Raw genomic sequence first — 16746 nt, 5'->3', positions numbered from 1 at the left:
TCGCGACTTGACAGGATGAGCCGTCATGCGGGTAACATGAGGTCGCAAATGTGACCGTTCACATTGAAGTGGGCATCGAGCGGATGCCTTCATCGGGTCAGGGTTTCGAGACAAGCCAGTTTTTGGACAAGGGAGTCGGCGTGGGTCCAGCAGTGCCGGATGCGCAGCACGGGCAGCACGCCCAGCCCCAGACAGCGGCGAACGCTGCGGGCGAGGCACGCTACGTCATCGGCGTCGATTACGGAACGCTTTCCGGTCGCGCCGTTGTTGTACGCGTCTCTGACGGCCGCGAGCTCGGCTCGGCCGTGCTCGACTATCCGCACGCCGTCATGGACTCCACCCTGGCAGCCACCGGCGCCGCGCTCGCGCCCGACTGGGCGCTGCAGGTGCCCGCCGACTACGTCGCCGTGCTGAAATCCGCCGTTCCCGCGGCCATCGCCGACGCCGGCATCGACCCGGCGGATGTCATCGGCATCGGCACCGACTTCACCGCCTGCACCATGGTTCCCACGCTCGCAGACGGCACCCCGCTCAACGAGCTGCCCGAATATGCCGACCGCCCGCACGCCTACGTGAAGCTGTGGAAACATCACGCGGCACAGCCCCAGGCCGACCGCATCAACACTCTCGCGGCCGAGCGCGGCGAAAGCTGGCTGCCACGCTACGGCGGGCTCATCTCGAGCGAGTGGGAGTTCGCCAAGGGCCTGCAACTGCTCGAGGAGGACCCCGAGCTCTACAACCGCATGGAGCACTGGGTGGAGGCCGCAGACTGGATCGTCTGGCAGCTCACCGGGCGCTACGTGCGCAACGCCTGCACCGCCGGCTACAAGGGCATCCTGCAGGATGGCGAGTACCCGAGCGCCGACTTCCTGGCCGCGCTCAACCCCGCTTTCGCGGATTTCGCCGAGACCAAGGTGGCGCACGAGATCGGCCAGCTCGGGGCATCCGCCGGCACGCTGACCGCCGAGGCCGCTGCGTGGACCGGACTGCCCGAGGGCATCGCCGTGGCCGTCGGCAACGTCGACGCGCACGTGACGGCGCCGGCCGCACAGGCCGTGCTGCCGGGCCAGATGGTGGCCATCATGGGCACCTCCACCTGCCATGTCATGAACTCCGACACCCTCACCGAGGTTCCCGGCATGTGCGGCGTCGTCGATGGCGGCATCGTTTCGGGGCTCTACGGTTACGAGGCCGGCCAGTCCGGGGTCGGCGACATCTTCGCCTGGTACGTCAAGAACCAGGTGCCCGCCCGCTACGTCGAGGCGGCGGATGCGGCCGGCACGAGCATCCACCAGTACCTCACCGATCTCGCCTACCGCGAGCCCGTCGGCGCGCACGGGCTCATCGCACTCGACTGGCAGAGCGGCAACCGTTCGGTGCTCGTCGATCACGAACTCTCCGGCGTTGTGCTCGGCACGACCCTCACCACGCGGCCCGAGGAGATCTACCGCGCGCTGCTCGAGGCCACGGCCTTCGGCACCCGCACCATTGTGGAGACCTTCAACGCCAGCGGCGTGCCGGTAACCGAGTTCATCGTGGCGGGTGGGCTGCTGAAGAACCCGCAGCTCATGCAGACCTACTCCGACGTGCTGCGCCTGCCGATCTCGACGATCGCCAGTGAGCAGGGTCCGGCACTCGGCTCGGCCATTCATGCTGCCGTCGCCGCGGGAGCATACGCGGATGTGCGCGCCGCCGGCCAGGCGATGGGCAGCGTGAACAAGAACGTCTACACGCCCAACGAGCAGTCGGCCCTCGCCTACGACCGCCTCTACGCCGAGTACTCCGCCCTGCACGACTACTTCGGTCGCGGCACAAACGACGTGATGCACCGTCTGCGCGCCATCCGGCGTGACGCCTTCGCTGCGGAAAAGGCCGAGTCCGCCGAGAGCGGGGCGCAGGCATGAGCACTTTCGAACCCGAGATCGAGGTCGGCATCGCCCGTGTTCGCGCGGATGTCTCGCGGCTGCACGCCGAGCTCATGCGCAACGGTCTGGTCGTGTGGACCGGCGGCAACGTCTCGGGCCGCGTGCCCGGCGCCGATCTCTTCGTGATCAAGCCGAGCGGCGTCGACTACGACGATCTCGCGCCCGAGAACATGATTCTCTGCACCCTTGACGGCCAGGTCGTTCCCGGCACACCCGGATGTGAACGTTCACCGTCGAGCGACACCGCCGCCCACGCCTACGTGTACCGCTCCATGCCAGATGTCGGCGGCGTCGTGCACACGCACTCCACCTACGCCACCGCGTGGGCAGCGCGTGCCGAGGCGATCCCGTGTGTGATCACGGCGATGGCCGACGAGTTCGGCGGAGAGATCCCCGTCGGCCCATTCGCCATCATCGGTGACGATTCGATAGGCCGCGGCATCGTTGCGACCCTCACCGGCCACCGCAGCCGCGCCGTGCTGATGCAGAATCACGGCCCGTTCACCATCGGCAAGGATGCCCGCGACGCCGTCAAGGCCGCCGTCATGGTGGAGGATGTCGCCCGCACCGTGCACATCGCACGCCAGGGTGGGCCTCTCGTGCCCATCCCGCAGGATGCCATCGACTCGCTCTTCAACCGCTACCAGAACGTCTACGGCCAGGCGCCGATCGGCTCACTAGGAGACAACGCATGATCGCCCTCACGACCTCTCTCGAGCAGTACGAGCTGTGGTTCCTCACCGGCAGCCAGGGGCTCTACGGCGAGGAGACGCTGCGCCAGGTGGCCGAGCAGTCCCAGCAGATCGTGCGCACGCTGGAGAAGGCATCCGACATCCCCGTGAAGATCGTGTGGAAGCCGGTGCTCAAGGACTCCGAGTCGATCCGTCGCGCCGCGCTCGAGGCGAACAGCGCCGAGAACGTGATTGGCGTCATTGCCTGGATGCACACCTTCAGCCCCGCAAAGATGTGGATCGCCGGCCTGGACGCCCTGCGTACGCCGCTGCTGCACCTGCACACGCAGGCCAACGTTCAACTGCCGTGGGCCGACATCGACTTCGACTTCATGAACCTCAATCAGGCCGCGCACGGTGACCGCGAGTTCGGCTACATCCAGAGTCGGCTGGGCGTCTCCCGCAAGACCGTCGTGGGTCACGCATCCGACCCCACCGTGACCGCGAAGATCGGCGCCTGGAGCCGCGCCGCCGCCGGCTGGGCCGCCACGCACGAGCTCAAGCTCGCCCGCTTCGGCGACAACATGCGCTACGTTGCCGTCACCGAGGGTGACAAGACCGAGGCCGAGCTGCGCTTCGGCGTGCAGGTGAATACCTGGGGCGTCAACGAGCTGGTCGAGGCCGTCGACGCGGCCAGCGACGCGGATGTCTCCGCTCTCGTTTCCGAGTACGAGGACCTGTACGAGGTGGCAGCCGAACTGCGCGCCGGCGGCGACCGCCATGACTCGCTGCGCTACGGTGCCCGCATCGAGCTCGGCCTGCGCTCCTTCCTCGAGGAGGGCGGCTTCGGCGCGTTCACCACGAGCTTCGAAGACCTCGGCGGCCTGCGCCAGCTGCCCGGCCTCGCCGTGCAGCGGCTCATGGCCGACGGCTACGGCTTCGGCGCCGAGGGCGACTGGAAGACCGCCGTTCTGGTGCGCGCGGCCAAGGTCATGGGTGCGGGACTGCCCGGTGGCGCCTCCCTCATGGAGGACTACACCTACGACATGACCCCCGGCGACGAGCGCATTCTCGGCGCGCACATGCTCGAGGTCTGCCCGAGCCTCACCACATCCAAGCCCACCCTCGAGATCCACCCGCTGGGCATCGGCGGGCGCGAAGACCCCGTTCGTCTGGTCTTCACGGCGGATGCCGGCGCCGGCATCGTGGTAGCCCTCAGCGACATGCGCGAGCGTTTCCGCCTCGTGGCCAATGTCGTCGAGGTCGTTGAGCCGAGCGCTCCGCTGCCGAAGCTTCCCGTCGGACGCGCGGTGTGGAAGCCCGCGCCCGATTTTCAGACCTCCGCCGCAGCCTGGCTCACGGCCGGCGCCGCACACCACACCGTCATGTCGACCCAGGTCGGCGCCGAGGTCTTCGAAGATTTCGCCGAGATCGCACGCACCGAGTTGCTGATGATCGACGGCGACACCACGCTTCGCGACTTTGCGAAGGAGGTGCGCTGGAACCAGGCCTATTACCGCCTGGCTCAGGGCTTCTAAAACTCACACGAACCCCGTGCGCAGGCGCCGCCTGTTCACGATCACGGGATCCGCTCGACATGGACGCGGACGGATCTTTTACTAGCACCATGCTGAACAATCACGTCCAAACACGGAAGGAAACACAGTGAAGACACGCAAGGTCCTCATCGGCATTGCTGCCGTCGGACTCGCCTTTTCGCTCGCTGCCTGCTCGGGCGGCGGTCGCGGTGGCACAGGCAATGACAGTGGCGCGGCCAAGGCCGGATCCAACAAGGGCGCCCTCGTCGGCGTCGCGATGCCGACCAAGACATCCGAGCGCTGGATCAAGGACGGCGACGCCGTCAAGGCTGACCTCGAGAAGCTCGGCTACAAGGTCGACCTCGAGTACGGCGACGACAAGATCCCCCAGCAGGTGCAGCAGGTCAGCAACATGATCACCAAGGGCGCCAAGGTGCTGATCATCGCGTCGATCGACGGCACGGCGCTGAGCGACCAGCTCGACGACGCGGCCAAGGCCGGCATCAAGGTGATCGCGTACGACCGGCTCATCAACGGCTCGAAGAACGTGGACTACTACACGACCTTCGACAACTACAAGGTCGGCGTCGACCAGGCCACCAGCCTGCTCACCGGTCTCGGCATCGTCGACAAGGACGGCAAGGAAACCGGCAAGAAGGGCCCGTTCAACGTCGAGCTCTTCGCCGGCAGCCCCGACGACAACAACGCCACGTTCTTCTACAACGGCGCGATGGCTACGCTCAAGAAGTACATTGACGACGGCACGCTCGTCGTCAAGAGCGGCCAGACCGGTTTCACGCAGATCGCAACGCTGCGCTGGGACCCGGCAACCGCGCAGAAGCGCATGCAGAACCTGATCGCCAGCACGTACTCCGATGGCACCAAGGTTCAGGGCATCCTCTCGCCGTATGACGGCCTGTCGATCGGCATCATCTCAGCGCTGACCGGCGCCGGATACGCCACCACCGCACTGCCGGTCATCACCGGTCAGGACGCGGAGGCGGCATCCGTCAAGTCGATCATCGCCGGACAGCAGTACTCGACGATCTACAAGGACACCCGCAAGCTGGGTACCGAGGCCGTCAAGATGGCCGACGACATCCTGAATGGCAAGACGCCCGAGGTCAACGACACGAAGAGCTACGACAACAAGGTCAAGGTTGTTCCGACCTTCCTGTTCCAGCCGACGGTCGTCACCAAGGACAACTACAAGTCCGTTCTGATCGACTCCGGTTACTACACAGAAGCAGACCTTAAGTAGAGTTCGCTTCATTTACGGTTGTGGCGGTGGGGAGAGATTCTCACCGCCACAACCACCCCTGCATCACATCGCGACGGAAGAAGTATCACGGTGACATCAACCATTCTCGAGATGCGCAACATCACGAAGACGTTCCCCGGGGTCAAAGCCCTGCAGGACGTCTCCATCGAGGTCAAGCGCGGGCACGTGCACGCCATCTGTGGCGAGAACGGCGCTGGCAAGTCGACACTCATGAAGGTGCTCTCCGGCGTGTACCCCGCCGGAACCTACGAGGGCGAGATCCTCTTTGAGGGCGAGCCCGTCACGTTCAGGAACATCAACGACTCCGAGGCAGCGGGAATCGTCATCATTCACCAGGAGCTCGCCCTGAGCCCGTACCTCTCGATCGCCGAGAACATCTTCCTCGGCAACGAGCAGCAGCGCAGGGGCTGGATCGACTGGAACACCACCAACCTCGAGGCCGCGAAGCTGCTGGCCCGCGTGGGGCTGCACGACAATCCCATCACGAAGATCATGGACATCGGCGTCGGCAAGCAGCAGCTCGTCGAGATTGCGAAGGCACTCTCGAAAGAGGTGAAGCTGCTGATTCTCGATGAGCCGACAGCTGCGCTGAACGATGAGGACTCGGCGCACCTGCTCGACCTCCTCAAGCACCTTCAGGAGCAGGGCATCACCTCGATCATCATCAGTCACAAGCTGAACGAGATCAAGGCGATAGCCGACGAGGTGACGATCATTCGTGACGGCAAGCCGATCGAGACGCTCGACATGGTCGCCGACGAGATCTCCGAAGACCGCATCATCAAGGGCATGGTCGGTCGCGACCTCGAGAACCGCTACCCGGATCACACTCCGCAGATCGGCGACGAACTGCTGCGCATCGAGAACTGGTCGGTGTACCACCCCCTCGACCGTTCGCGCCAGGTCGTCAAGGACGCCAACATCATGGTGCGCTCCGGCGAGATCGTCGGCATCGCCGGCCTCATGGGCGCCGGCCGCACCGAACTCGCGATGAGCGTCTTCGGGCACAGCTACGGGCACAACATCACCGGCAAGGTGTACAAGAACGGTGTCGAGATCAAGACAGACACGGTGGCTGCGGCGATCGCCAACGGCTTGGCGTATGCCACCGAGGATCGCAAGCGTTACGGTCTCAACCTGATCGAAGACATCCAGCGCAACATCTCCATTGCCTCGCTCGGCAAGCTCACGCGCCGTGGCTGGGTCGACGGCAACGCAGAACATCAGGTCGCTGAGAGCTATCGCAAGAGCATGAACATCAAGGCACCGAGCGTCGCGGCGCTCGCGGGCAAGCTCTCGGGTGGCAACCAGCAGAAGGTCGTGCTCTCCAAATGGATGTACGCCAGCCCCGACGTGCTCATTCTCGATGAGCCGACCCGCGGCATCGACGTGGGCGCGAAATATGAGATCTACGGCATCATCAACAGGCTCGCCGATGAGGGCAAGGGCGTCATTGTCATTTCGTCCGAACTGCCCGAACTGCTCGGCATCTGCGACCGCATCTACACACTCTCCGAGGGCACCATCACCGCGGATGTCCCGCGTGAGCAGGCCACGGCCGAACACCTCATGAAATTTATGACCAAAGAAAGGGAACAGGACCACCGATGAGCGCGTTCAAGTCCTCACTCAATTACCTGGCCGGCCAGCTTCGGCAAATCGGCCTGTTCATCGCGCTGATAGCGATCATCATCTTCTTCCAGGTGGCGACCGGCGGCATCACCCTCAAGCCGATCAACGTCTCGAACCTGGTCATCCAGAACAGCTACATCCTGATTCTGGCGGTGGGCATGGTGATGATCATCATCGCCGGCCACATCGACCTTTCCGTCGGCAGCGTCGTGGCGTTCGTGGGCGCCATGTCGGGTGTGATGATGACGCAGTGGAACATCCCCTGGTTCATCACCATCCCGCTCTGCCTCCTGGTCGGCGTGCTCGTCGGCATGTTCCAGGGTTTCTGGGTGGCCTATTTTGAGATACCGGCCTTCATCGTCACCCTTGCCGGCATGCTCATCTTCCGTGGTCTCACGCAGATTACGCTGCAGAACCAGCAGATCTCTCCGTTCCCCGACTCCTTCCGTGCCCTCGGTTCCGGCTTCCTGCCCGACCTCGGCGGTGGAACCAGCCCGCTGGAGCCGCTCACGGTCATCATCGGTGTCGTCGCGACGGTGGCGCTCATCGGCCAGGGTATCCGGCAGCGTATTGCCCGCAAGAAGTTCAACGTCGAGGACGAGCCCTTCCTCTGGTTCCTGCTGAAGCTCGTCTTCACCTCGGTGCTGATTCTGCTCATTGCCTACCTGCTCGCCGGCTACCGCGGAACGCCTATCGTGCTCGTCGTGCTCGGCGTGCTCGCCGTGGTGTACTCGGCCGTGATGGCGCGCACCGTCTGGGGCCGTCACATCTACGCGATTGGTGGCAACCTCAACGCGGCGGCGCTCTCGGGTGTCAAGACCAAGCGCGTCACCTTCCTGCTGTTCATCAACATGGGTGTGCTCTCGGCACTGGCCGGTCTGGTGTTCACCGCGCAGCTCAACCTGGCCAACCCGAAGGCCGGTGACGGCTTCGAGCTCGACGCCATCGCCGCGGCCTTCGTTGGTGGCGCGGCCATCACGGGCGGAATCGGTACGGTCGCCGGCGCCATCATCGGTGGTCTGATCATCGGAATCCTGAACAACGGCATGTCGATCATGGGAGTGGGCACGGAGTACCAGCAGCTCATCAAGGGCCTCGTGCTCCTGGCCGCCGTCGCCTTCGACGTATTCAACAAGCGCAGGGCCTCGAGCTCGACGAAGTAGCCCGCACCAGCGGATGGTGTCGATCTGCAGAACGGATGCCCCGGCGCGTGACGCGCGCCGGGGCATCCGTCGTTCTGTTCACGGCGCCAGCGCGCCCCGCGCATAACTCATGCAGCATTCTGCGGGGCCGAGGAGCGGCCCCGGAATTCTGCGGATCTCGGCTGTAGCCTGAAGAACCTGCATGAGTTATGCGCACCGGTCTGGCTCGATGGCTCACGGCGACTAGCGTGTGAGGCGAACGGGAGGAACACTATGACGAACTCTGCCGAGCTGTTGACCGAGGCCTTCGGGCGCATCCGCGGCGTCGTGCATTCGGCGCTGAAGGGAGCCGATCTCGAGACGCTCACCTATCGAGCGGACCCGCAGGCGAACACCATCGCGTGGCTCGTGTGGCATCTGACGCGCGTGCAGGACGATCACATCGCCGACCTCATCGACGGCGCGCAGTTGTGGACGACGAACGGTTGGTCAGAGCGCTTCGGGCTGCCGTTCGAGGAGAGCGCCACTGGCTACGGTCAGAGCGCCGACGACGTGGCAGCCGTGCGCGTCGAGGCTGAGACGTTGGGCGGCTATTACGACGCCGTGCACGAGCGAACGCTCGGCTTTCTGGGCGGGCTGACGGATGCCGATCTCGACCGTGTCGTCGACGAGGCGTGGGATCCGCCGGTCACGCTCGGCGTGCGGCTCGCCAGCGTGCTCTCCGACGACCTGCAGCACGCCGGCCAGGCGTCGTATGTGCGCGGATTGGCCACGCGCGCCGCGACCGCGTGAGGGGCGAACTTCGGACCCTGATCTCGCGATCTGAGGAGCCAGGGTTCCCCCTCACGTAACGGTGGGAGTGTAAGCACGAGAGAATGAACGGATGCGCGTTATCTTCGCCCCCGACTCGTTCAAAGGCTCTGCGACCGCCGCGCAGGTGGCCGGTGCACTCGCCGAGGGGTGGGCATCCGTGCGCCCGGGCGACGAGGTTCGGCTCATGCCGATGGCCGACGGTGGCGAGGGCACGCTCGATGCCTTCGAGGTCGCGGTCGCCGGCGCGCGTCGCATGCCGGTCACGGTCACCGGCCCCGATGACCGGCCGGTCGAGACGAGCTGGCTGCTGCTGCCCGCGACGAATGCCGCTCCCGGCGGTATCGGCGTCATCGAGCTCGCGAGCACGAGCGGCATCACCCTTCTCGACCCGCTGCGCCCGCTCGAAGCGCACACCCTCGGCTTCGGCCAGGCCATCGCCGCGGCGCTCGATCACGGCGTCTCGCGGCTGCTGCTCGCGCTCGGCGGCAGCTCGTCGACCGATGGGGGAGCCGGCGCGCTCACGGCCCTCGGCGCGCGCCTTCTCGACGCCTCGGGGCACGCGGTGCCGCTCGGCGGCGGCGGGCTTCGGCAGCTGTCATCGGTGGATCTCACTGGGCTGCGCGCGGTGCCCCAGGGCGGCGCGCTCGTGCTCAGCGACGTGACGAACCCGCTGCTCGGGGCGCTGGGGGCGGCATCCGTCTTCGGTGCTCAGAAGGGCGCGGATGCCGCGCAGCTCGCCGTTCTCGAGGCCGGGCTTGCGAGGCTCGCGGCGCTGTTGCCGGCCGATGTTTCTGCGTCGGGTGCCGGCGCGGCGGGCGGAACAGGTTTTGGGCTGCTCGCGTGGGGAGCCGAGATGGCGCCGGGATCGGCGGCGGTCGGCGAGGCGCTCGGGCTGCCAGGCGCTGTGGCAACCGCGGATGTCGTGGTCACCGGCGAAGGACGTTTCGACGCGCAGTCGGCGGCAGGCAAGGTGCCGGCCTACGTGGCTGGGCTGACCCGTCGCGCGGGAGGAGCGGCCATGCTCGTGGCCGGTGGCATCGAAGCCCCGAGCGATGGATTCGCCGAGGCCCGCGCGCTCATCGATCTGGCCGGCGGCCTGGATGCCGCGCTTGCCGAGCCCCTCCGCTGGCTGCGCGAGGCGGGCGCGTCCCTGGCGGCTACTCGACCACCGGAGCGTAGCGGGCGTACTGCTCGCGAATGACCGGGCGAAAGTCCGGCGCGGGCTCCGCCGCAATGGTGAGCGGCCAGGCCGGGCGGGCGCCCGTGAGCGCCCATGCGGCTTGCACGGCCGCGCCGTCGGCCACGTACTCACCGGGGGCCGGCACGACAACGGGTGCGTCGAACACCTGGGCGGCGATCTGCGCGACGGCAACATTCTGGGCGGCACCGCCGATGAAGAGCAGCCGCTTCTCGCGCACACCCACCGCGCGAACAGCGTCCAGCCCGGCCGCGAGCCCGCACAGCATGCCCTCGATCGCGGCGCGCGCGACGTTCGCCCGCGTGTTCGAGGCCAGGCTCAGGCCGTGAAAGCTGGCCGTGGCATCCGGAAGATTGGGGGTGCGCTCGCCCTCGAAATACGGCACGAGCACCACGCCGCCGGCGCCGGGCTCCGCCGACAGCGCGAGCGAGGCGAGCCCGTCGTGGTCAACGCCGAGCAGGCCCGCAACCGAACTGAGCACCCGCGCGGCGTTGAGCGTCGCGATGAGGGGCAGAAACTCGCCCGAGGCATCCGCGAAGCCGGCGACGGCACCGGTCGTGTCGAGCGCAGGTTCGTCGGTCACTGCGAACACGGTGCCGCTCGTGCCGATCGAGACGACGACGTCACCGGATGCCGCGCCCAGGCCGAGCGCCGCCCCCGCGTTATCGCCGGCGCCGACCCCCACAACGATGCCGTCGGGCGTCGTGCCGGCCCGCTCCCCGGGCCCGAGCACGCGCGGCAGCAGCGCATCGTGGCCGAGCGCGCGTACGAGAAAGTCGCGGTCGTATTCTCCGGTGGCCGGGCTCCAGTAGCTGGTGCCGCTGGCATCCGAACGATCGGTCGTGAGCTCCTCGAGCACGGGGCCGAGCGGGCTCTCGCCGACCGGGCCGTAGCCGCGCAGCCGCCAGGTGAGCCAGTCGTGGGGGAGTGCAACAGCGGCGACGCGCGCCGCGTTCTCGGGCTCGGCATCGCGCAGCCAGCGCAGCTTGGTGAGGGTGAACGATGCGACGGGCACGCTTCCGGTGCGGCGTGCGAATTCCTCCGCGCCGACCTCTTCGATCAGGTCACGCGCGGCCGGGGCGCTGCGGGTGTCGTTCCAGAGCAGTGCATCGCGGATCACGTGGCCGTCGGCATCCAGCACCACCATGCCGTGCTGCTGCCCGGCCACCGAGATCGCCTCGACGCCGTCGAGCCCGCCGGCATCCGCGACGGCCGTGAGCAGGGCGCCCCACCACGCTGTCGGGTCGACCTCGGTACCATCCGGATGCGACGCGCGCCCCGAGCGCACCACCGCGCCCGTCTCGGCGTCTCGAATCACTATCTTGCAGCTCTGCGTCGACGAGTCGACTCCGGCAACCAGCGCCATATCTCTTACCTTCCGAAAGACTCAGCTGGTTGAGGAGCCGCGCGAAGCCGGCGTCTCGAAACCAGCGCGCGACCGCGGGTTTCGAGACGAGGCCTCGTGCCTCGACCTCTCCTCAACCAGCGTCGAGGATAGTGAACTAGCCGCGGGCGCCGAGCAGGTGCTCGAGGGCCAGCTGCTGCAGGCGCACGAAGCCGAAGCCCTTGCCGCCGAAGTAGGCATCCGTGTCGAAGTCCTCGTAGGCGCTGCGGTCGGCAACGAAGTCGTCGTACGACTCGCCCTCGCTCAGCGTCGGCGTCGACAGCTCCGGCACGCGCGAAGCGGCCAGCGCCTCCTGCACCTCGGGGTCGGCGCGGAACGCCGCTGCCCGATCCTTGAGCAGCAGGTAGGTGCGCATGTTCGCCGCAGCCGAATCCCACACGCCGCTGATGTCCTCGGTGCGCGACGGCTTGTAGTCGAAGTGGCGCGGTCCTTCGTACGTCGGGCCACCGTTGGCGCCGCCGTTCTCAAGCAGGTCGACGAGCGCGAACGCGTTCTGCAGGTCGCCGTGACCGAACACGAGGTCCTGGTCATACTTGATGCCACGCTGGCCGTTCAGGTCGAGGTGGAACAGCTTGCCCTGATACAGCGCCTGAGCGATGCCCGCGGCGTAGTTCAGGCCCGCCATCTGCTCGTGGCCGACCTCGGGGTTCACTCCGACGAGCTCGGGGCGCTCGAGCGTCTCGATGAACGCCATGGCGTGCCCGACCGTCGGCAGCAGGATGTCGCCACGCGGCTCGTTCGGCTTCGGCTCGATCGCGAAGCGGATGTCGTAGCCCTTCTCGGTCACGTAGTCACCAAGGAAGTTCACGGCCTCGCGGTAGCGCTCGAGAGCCTGACGGATGTCTTTGGCTGCGTCGTACTCGGCGCCCTCGCGGCCGCCCCACATCACGAACGTCTTTGCGCCGAGCTCGGCGCCGAGGTCGAGCTGACGCAGCACCTTGCGCAGGGCGAAACGGCGCACGCTGCGGTCATTCGAGGTGAAGCCGCCGTCTTTGAACACGGGCGCGCTGAACAGGTTGGTGGTGACCATGGGAATGATCACGCCGGTGTCGGCGAGCACCTGCTTGAGCCGGTCGATCTGCTTCTGACGCTCGGCATCCGTCGAGCCGAAGGCAAAGAGGTCGTCGTCGTGGAACGTCAGCCCGTATGCGCCGAGCTCGTTGAGCCTCGTGACGGCCTCGACGACGTCGAGCTGGGGCCGGGTGGGCCCGCCGAACGGGTCGGTGCCGTTATAGCCGATTGTCCAGAGCCCGAACGAGAATTTGTCGGCCTTGGTGGGAGTTGCAGTCATGTGATCAGTCCTTCAGGTTCTCGAGGGTGAATGATTCGAGTTTGTTGTTTCTCAGAACATATAGCAAATCGAGTGGATTTTCCACCGCTGCGAAGCTCATAGTCGCCGCGGAATCCCATGGCAGACACGCGGCCCTCGGCATCGGTGACGACGCTCGTGGGCGCAAGCCACCACTCGTCCTTCACCAGCCTACGCAGCGCGTGATACGCCGGCTTCGGAGTCGCGTCCTTGCGCAGCAGACCGATGGGTGCGCCGAGCCAGGCGCCGGCATCCGAGACGCCCCAATACGTGATCGACTCGATGGCCGGGTGCGAGACGAGCGAGCGATAGTGCCGCTCGATCTCGTCCGCCTGGCGCGCCTCACCCTCGGGCGTCGACGGCCACTCGGGTATCTGGTAGTCGTTGAGATCTTCGATGTCGGCCGGCATGAGCTGGCCCGAGACGAGCGAGGTCTCCGTCATGTGCAGCGGCAGCCCATAGCGGGCGAAGCGCTCGACGGTGGCAAGCATTGCATCCTCGCCGCGGTAGCCCTGGTGCATGTGCGTCTGCAGGCCTATCGCATCGATCTGGATGCCGGCCTCCAGCACGCCCTCGATGAGGCACTCGTAAGCGCTGGAGAGATCGAAGTCGTTGAGCAGCAGTGTCACGTGCGGGTTCGCCGCGCGGGCCTCCTCGAACGCCATGCGAATCATCGCGATGCGACCTCGGGCGCGCGCAAGGGGAGTGATGGCGTTGTCGCCGTTGGCGAACACGGGCATGATCACCACTTCATTGATGGCATCCCAGGTGTCGATGAGGCCCTCGAAAGCGGACACCTCGCGGCGGATGCGCTCCCGCTGCAGCCGCTCGACCTCATTCAGCGGCAACCCCAGCAGCCAGTCCGGCTGAACGGTGTGCCACACCAGCGGATGCCCCTTCAGCGCCACCCCCCGCTCACGCAGGAAGCGGGCCGTCTTCTGCAGCCGGACGGTGTCGGTCTTTCCCCGCTCGGGCTCGAAACGGCCCCAGTAGAACGGCAGGGTCGCCGTGTTGAAGACATCCGTGTACAGCGCGGCGAGGTTCGCGGTCTCATCGTCCTCGGGCCGGTCGTTCGCCAGCGAGATGAAGTCGAAGCCGATGTTGCCGAAGCCGAAGGCGTGCCGCGCCTGGGCAATCTCGAGTTCCACGCCCGCGAGGGGCGTGCCCGCGGCATCCGTCACCGTGATCTCGGCTTCGCCGAGCCGGTGGGCGGGCGCCGAGTGTGACGCGAGAGTCACGGAGTGCATCGTTGCAGCATCACTTTCGAGAACCAAATTGTTGTTCCTGCCAACTTATCAGCCCGGGTGCCCGGATGCCCGCAGGGCTCGCGTCAGCGACGGGGCGCCGGCCCCGTGCTTGCCCGCACGACGAGCGTGGCGGGTAGTTGAACGTGCTCGGGCACCTCAAGGCCGCCGAGCAGCTCGACCAGCATCTGCAGGGCCTGCGCGCCCAGGTCGTGCAGGGGCTGGGCCATGGTGGTCAGCGGCGGCGTCGCGCTTGCCGCCTCGGGAATGTCGTCGAATCCGATCACGGACAGGTCTTCGGGAACCCGCAGACCGAGCTCCTCGGCTACCTTCATGACGCCGAGCGCCGACCTGTCGTTAGCGGCGAACACGGCCGTCGGCCGGTCGGGACGCGTCAGCAGCTCGCGTGCGACCTCGGCCGTCAGCGCTGCCTCGTATCCTCCGTCGCGCACGAGCGTCGGGTCGAAGGCTATGCCGGCCTTCGCGAGCGACTCGCGGTAGCCCGACTCGCGCAGTTGAGCGGATGCGAGATCGCTGCGTCCGCCGATGTGAGCGATGCGACGGTGTCCGAGATCGATGAGGTGCTGGGTGGCGACACGCGCGCCGCCCACGTTGTCCGAGTCGATCGTCGACGGGCCGCCCGGCCCGGTGTGCGGGTCGATGGCGACGACCGGAATCGATGTCGTCGGCATGAGCATCGTCGGCGTGACGATGATGGCGCCGTCGATGAGGGTACCGGCCAGGCGCGACAGCGAGCGGCGCTCCCAGCCGGTGCGGCTCTCGCCCGCCACGCGGCCGGAATATGCCAGCAATTCATACCCGGTCTGCGCGGCTGCTGTGGAGATGCCTTTGAGCAGTTCCGTCGAGAACGATTCGAATTCGGCAACGAGCACCCCGATGACGTTGGTGCGCTGCCTACGCAGGCTGCTGGCGACCAGCGAGGTCTCGTAGCCGAGCTCCGCAACGACGCTCATCACCCGCTTCGATGTCGCCGGCGCGACGTCATACCGCTGGTTGACGACCTTGGAGACCGTCGAAACCGAGACGCCTGCCGCGCGCGCAACATCGTTGATCGTCACGCGTCCAAATGAGCGGGGCGGATCGTCATCGAAATCCATAACGCTCACAGTACAGCGCGCGGGCTGTGGGAGGCGGGTCGTAGATAACGGTTTCGAAAACGTTATCGATATCGATTGACACGACACGCATCCGGATGTCATGATCTGGTACGCGGCAGACAGCTGCCGTATGTCAACGAATGACTACCAAGGAGTTTCTTTCAATGAAGAAGAAAATTCGAGTCGCGGGAATACTCGCACTCGCCGCGACCACGGCACTGATCGCCTCCGGCTGTTCCAGCAGCGGCGGCGACAACGGCAGCTCTGGCAAAGACGGCGCGAAGGTCACCATGAGCTTCTGGGACAACTCGACCACGGGCCCCGGCAAGGCCTTCTGGCAGAAGACGGTCAAGGACTTCGAGGCGAGCCACCCGAACGTCACCATCAAGATCCAGACCATTCAGAACGAAGACCTCGACGGCAAGCTGCAGACAGCCTTGAACTCAGGGGATGCACCCGACATCTTCCTGCAGCGCGGTGGCGGCAAGATGGCGGCGATGGCAGCTGCCGGTCAGCTGCAGGACCTGACGAATTCGGTCGACGCAGCCACGAAGAAGGCTGTCGGCGATGGCGCGTTCAAGAGCCAGTCCATTGACGGCAAGCTCTACGCGATGCCCATCAGCGTTGCCCCCGAAGGCATTTACTACAGCAAGGATCTCTTCACGAGGGCGGGCATCACCGCACCGCCGACGACGATCGACGAACTCAACGCCGCCGTCACCAAGCTCAAGGCAGCGGGCATCGCACCGATCGCCGTCGGGGCGAAGGATGCCTGGCCTGCTGCGCACTGGTACTACAACTTCGCGCTGCGCGAGTGCAGCAAGTCGACCCTGGACAAGGCGGCGACGACATTCAAGTTCGACAACTCCTGCTGGACGAAGGCCGGCGACGACCTGAAGGCGTTCAGCGACACCAAGCCCTTCAACGCTGGCTTCCTCACCACACCGGCACAGCAGGGCGCCGGCAGCTCTGCCGGCCTGGTGGCGAACCACAAGGCGGCCATGGAGCTCATGGGCTCGTGGGACCCGGGTGTCATCGCATCCCTCACCCCGGACCAGAAGCCTCTGCCCGACCTCGGCTGGTTCCCGTTCCCCTCGATCAACGGTGGTGAGGGCGAAGCTGGAGCCATCATGGGCAGCGTCGGCGGCGACTCCTGCTCGGTGAAGGCACCGAAGGAGTGCGCTGAGTTCCTCAACTACGCCACCACTCAGAGCGTGCAGGAGGGTTACTACAAGGCCTTCAACGCGATTCCGGTCAACAAGGCTGCCCAGGGCGTCATCACCGAGTCCTATCTGAAGGACTCGATCAAGTCCTTCAACGATGCCCCATACGCGTCGCAGTTCCTCGACACGCTCTACGGCCAGAACGTCGGCAACGCGCTCAACGTCGGCGTCGTGAACATGCTTGCCGGCAAGGGTTCGCCCGCCGACATCATCAAGACCGTCGACCAGGCCGCGGCAAAGGGTTAG

At 66.2% G+C, this 16746-nt stretch carries 13 protein-coding genes; 9 read left to right on the top strand and 4 right to left on the bottom strand.

The window, feature by feature from the left end; all coding sequences use genetic code 11:
• Positions 1-50 precede the first annotated feature (50 nt).
• The 8 genes from araB to ASC63_RS01670 all read left to right on the top strand — a co-directional run bounded on the left by araB (position 51) and on the right by ASC63_RS01670 (position 10204).
• Positions 51-1904 (top strand): ribulokinase, encoded by a 1854-nt coding sequence (gene araB / locus ASC63_RS01705; RefSeq protein ID WP_235491711.1) that lies wholly within the window; start codon positions 51-53, stop codon positions 1902-1904.
• Entirely contained in the window at positions 1901-2620 is a 720-nt protein-coding gene (locus ASC63_RS01700; protein WP_055809110.1) for an L-ribulose-5-phosphate 4-epimerase, read from the top strand. Before araB ends, ASC63_RS01700 begins: the two co-directional genes overlap by 4 nt.
• Positions 2617-4134 carry an L-arabinose isomerase gene (gene araA / locus ASC63_RS01695; RefSeq protein WP_055809108.1) on the top strand — a complete coding sequence of 506 codons (1518 nt, stop codon included), beginning with the start codon at positions 2617-2619 and terminating at the stop codon, positions 4132-4134. Before ASC63_RS01700 ends, araA begins: the two co-directional genes overlap by 4 nt.
• 127 nt (positions 4135-4261) lie before the next feature.
• Entirely contained in the window at positions 4262-5395 is a 1134-nt protein-coding gene (gene chvE / locus ASC63_RS01690) for a multiple monosaccharide ABC transporter substrate-binding protein (protein ID WP_055809104.1), read from the top strand.
• 111 nt (positions 5396-5506) lie between these two features.
• The gene (mmsA, locus tag ASC63_RS01685; protein ID WP_442915061.1) at positions 5507-7027 is read left to right on the top strand and encodes a multiple monosaccharide ABC transporter ATP-binding protein; all 1521 of its coding nucleotides are present in this window, start codon (positions 5507-5509) and stop codon (positions 7025-7027) included.
• Positions 7024-8211: a multiple monosaccharide ABC transporter permease gene (gene mmsB / locus ASC63_RS01680; RefSeq protein ID WP_055809101.1), complete on the top strand. Its 1188-nt coding sequence runs from the start codon at positions 7024-7026 to the stop codon at positions 8209-8211. The genes mmsA and mmsB overlap by 4 nt, the downstream gene beginning before the upstream one ends.
• A gap of 252 nt (positions 8212-8463) precedes the next feature.
• A complete protein-coding gene (locus ASC63_RS01675; protein ID WP_055809099.1) occupies positions 8464-8982 on the top strand; it encodes a mycothiol transferase in 519 nt (172 codons plus the stop codon).
• 91 nt (positions 8983-9073) lie between these two features.
• Entirely contained in the window at positions 9074-10204 is a 1131-nt protein-coding gene (locus ASC63_RS01670) for a glycerate kinase (RefSeq protein ID WP_055809097.1), read from the top strand.
• On the opposite strand, the gene xylB is transcribed toward ASC63_RS01670, so the two are convergent.
• The 4 genes from xylB to ASC63_RS01650 form a co-directional block, all read right to left on the bottom strand.
• Positions 10161-11567: a xylulokinase gene (gene xylB, locus ASC63_RS01665; protein ID WP_055809091.1), complete on the bottom strand. Its 1407-nt coding sequence runs from the start codon at positions 11565-11567 to the stop codon at positions 10161-10163. The two genes, ASC63_RS01670 and xylB, sit on opposite strands and share 44 nt — an antisense overlap.
• Positions 11568-11703: 136 nt before the next feature.
• Positions 11704-12897: a xylose isomerase gene (gene xylA / locus ASC63_RS01660; protein WP_055809089.1), complete on the bottom strand. Its 1194-nt coding sequence runs from the start codon at positions 12895-12897 to the stop codon at positions 11704-11706.
• Positions 12894-14153 (bottom strand): endo-1,4-beta-xylanase, encoded by a 1260-nt coding sequence (locus ASC63_RS01655; protein ID WP_235491709.1) that lies wholly within the window; start codon positions 14151-14153, stop codon positions 12894-12896. Before ASC63_RS01655 ends, xylA begins: the two co-directional genes overlap by 4 nt.
• Before the next feature lie 92 nt (positions 14154-14245).
• Positions 14246-15277 (bottom strand): LacI family DNA-binding transcriptional regulator, encoded by a 1032-nt coding sequence (locus tag ASC63_RS01650; protein ID WP_055809085.1) that lies wholly within the window; start codon positions 15275-15277, stop codon positions 14246-14248.
• A 164-nt stretch (positions 15278-15441) separates the two neighbouring features.
• Between ASC63_RS01650 and ASC63_RS01645 the strand changes: the two genes are divergently transcribed.
• Entirely contained in the window at positions 15442-16746 is a 1305-nt protein-coding gene (locus ASC63_RS01645; protein ID WP_055809084.1) for an ABC transporter substrate-binding protein, read from the top strand.

Source organism: Leifsonia sp. Root112D2, from assembly GCF_001424905.1.
In the GTDB taxonomy this organism is placed as follows: domain Bacteria; phylum Actinomycetota; class Actinomycetes; order Actinomycetales; family Microbacteriaceae; genus Root112D2.
Note: the sequence above shows the minus strand (reverse complement) of the source record. Positions and strands in the feature narration are given on the sequence as shown.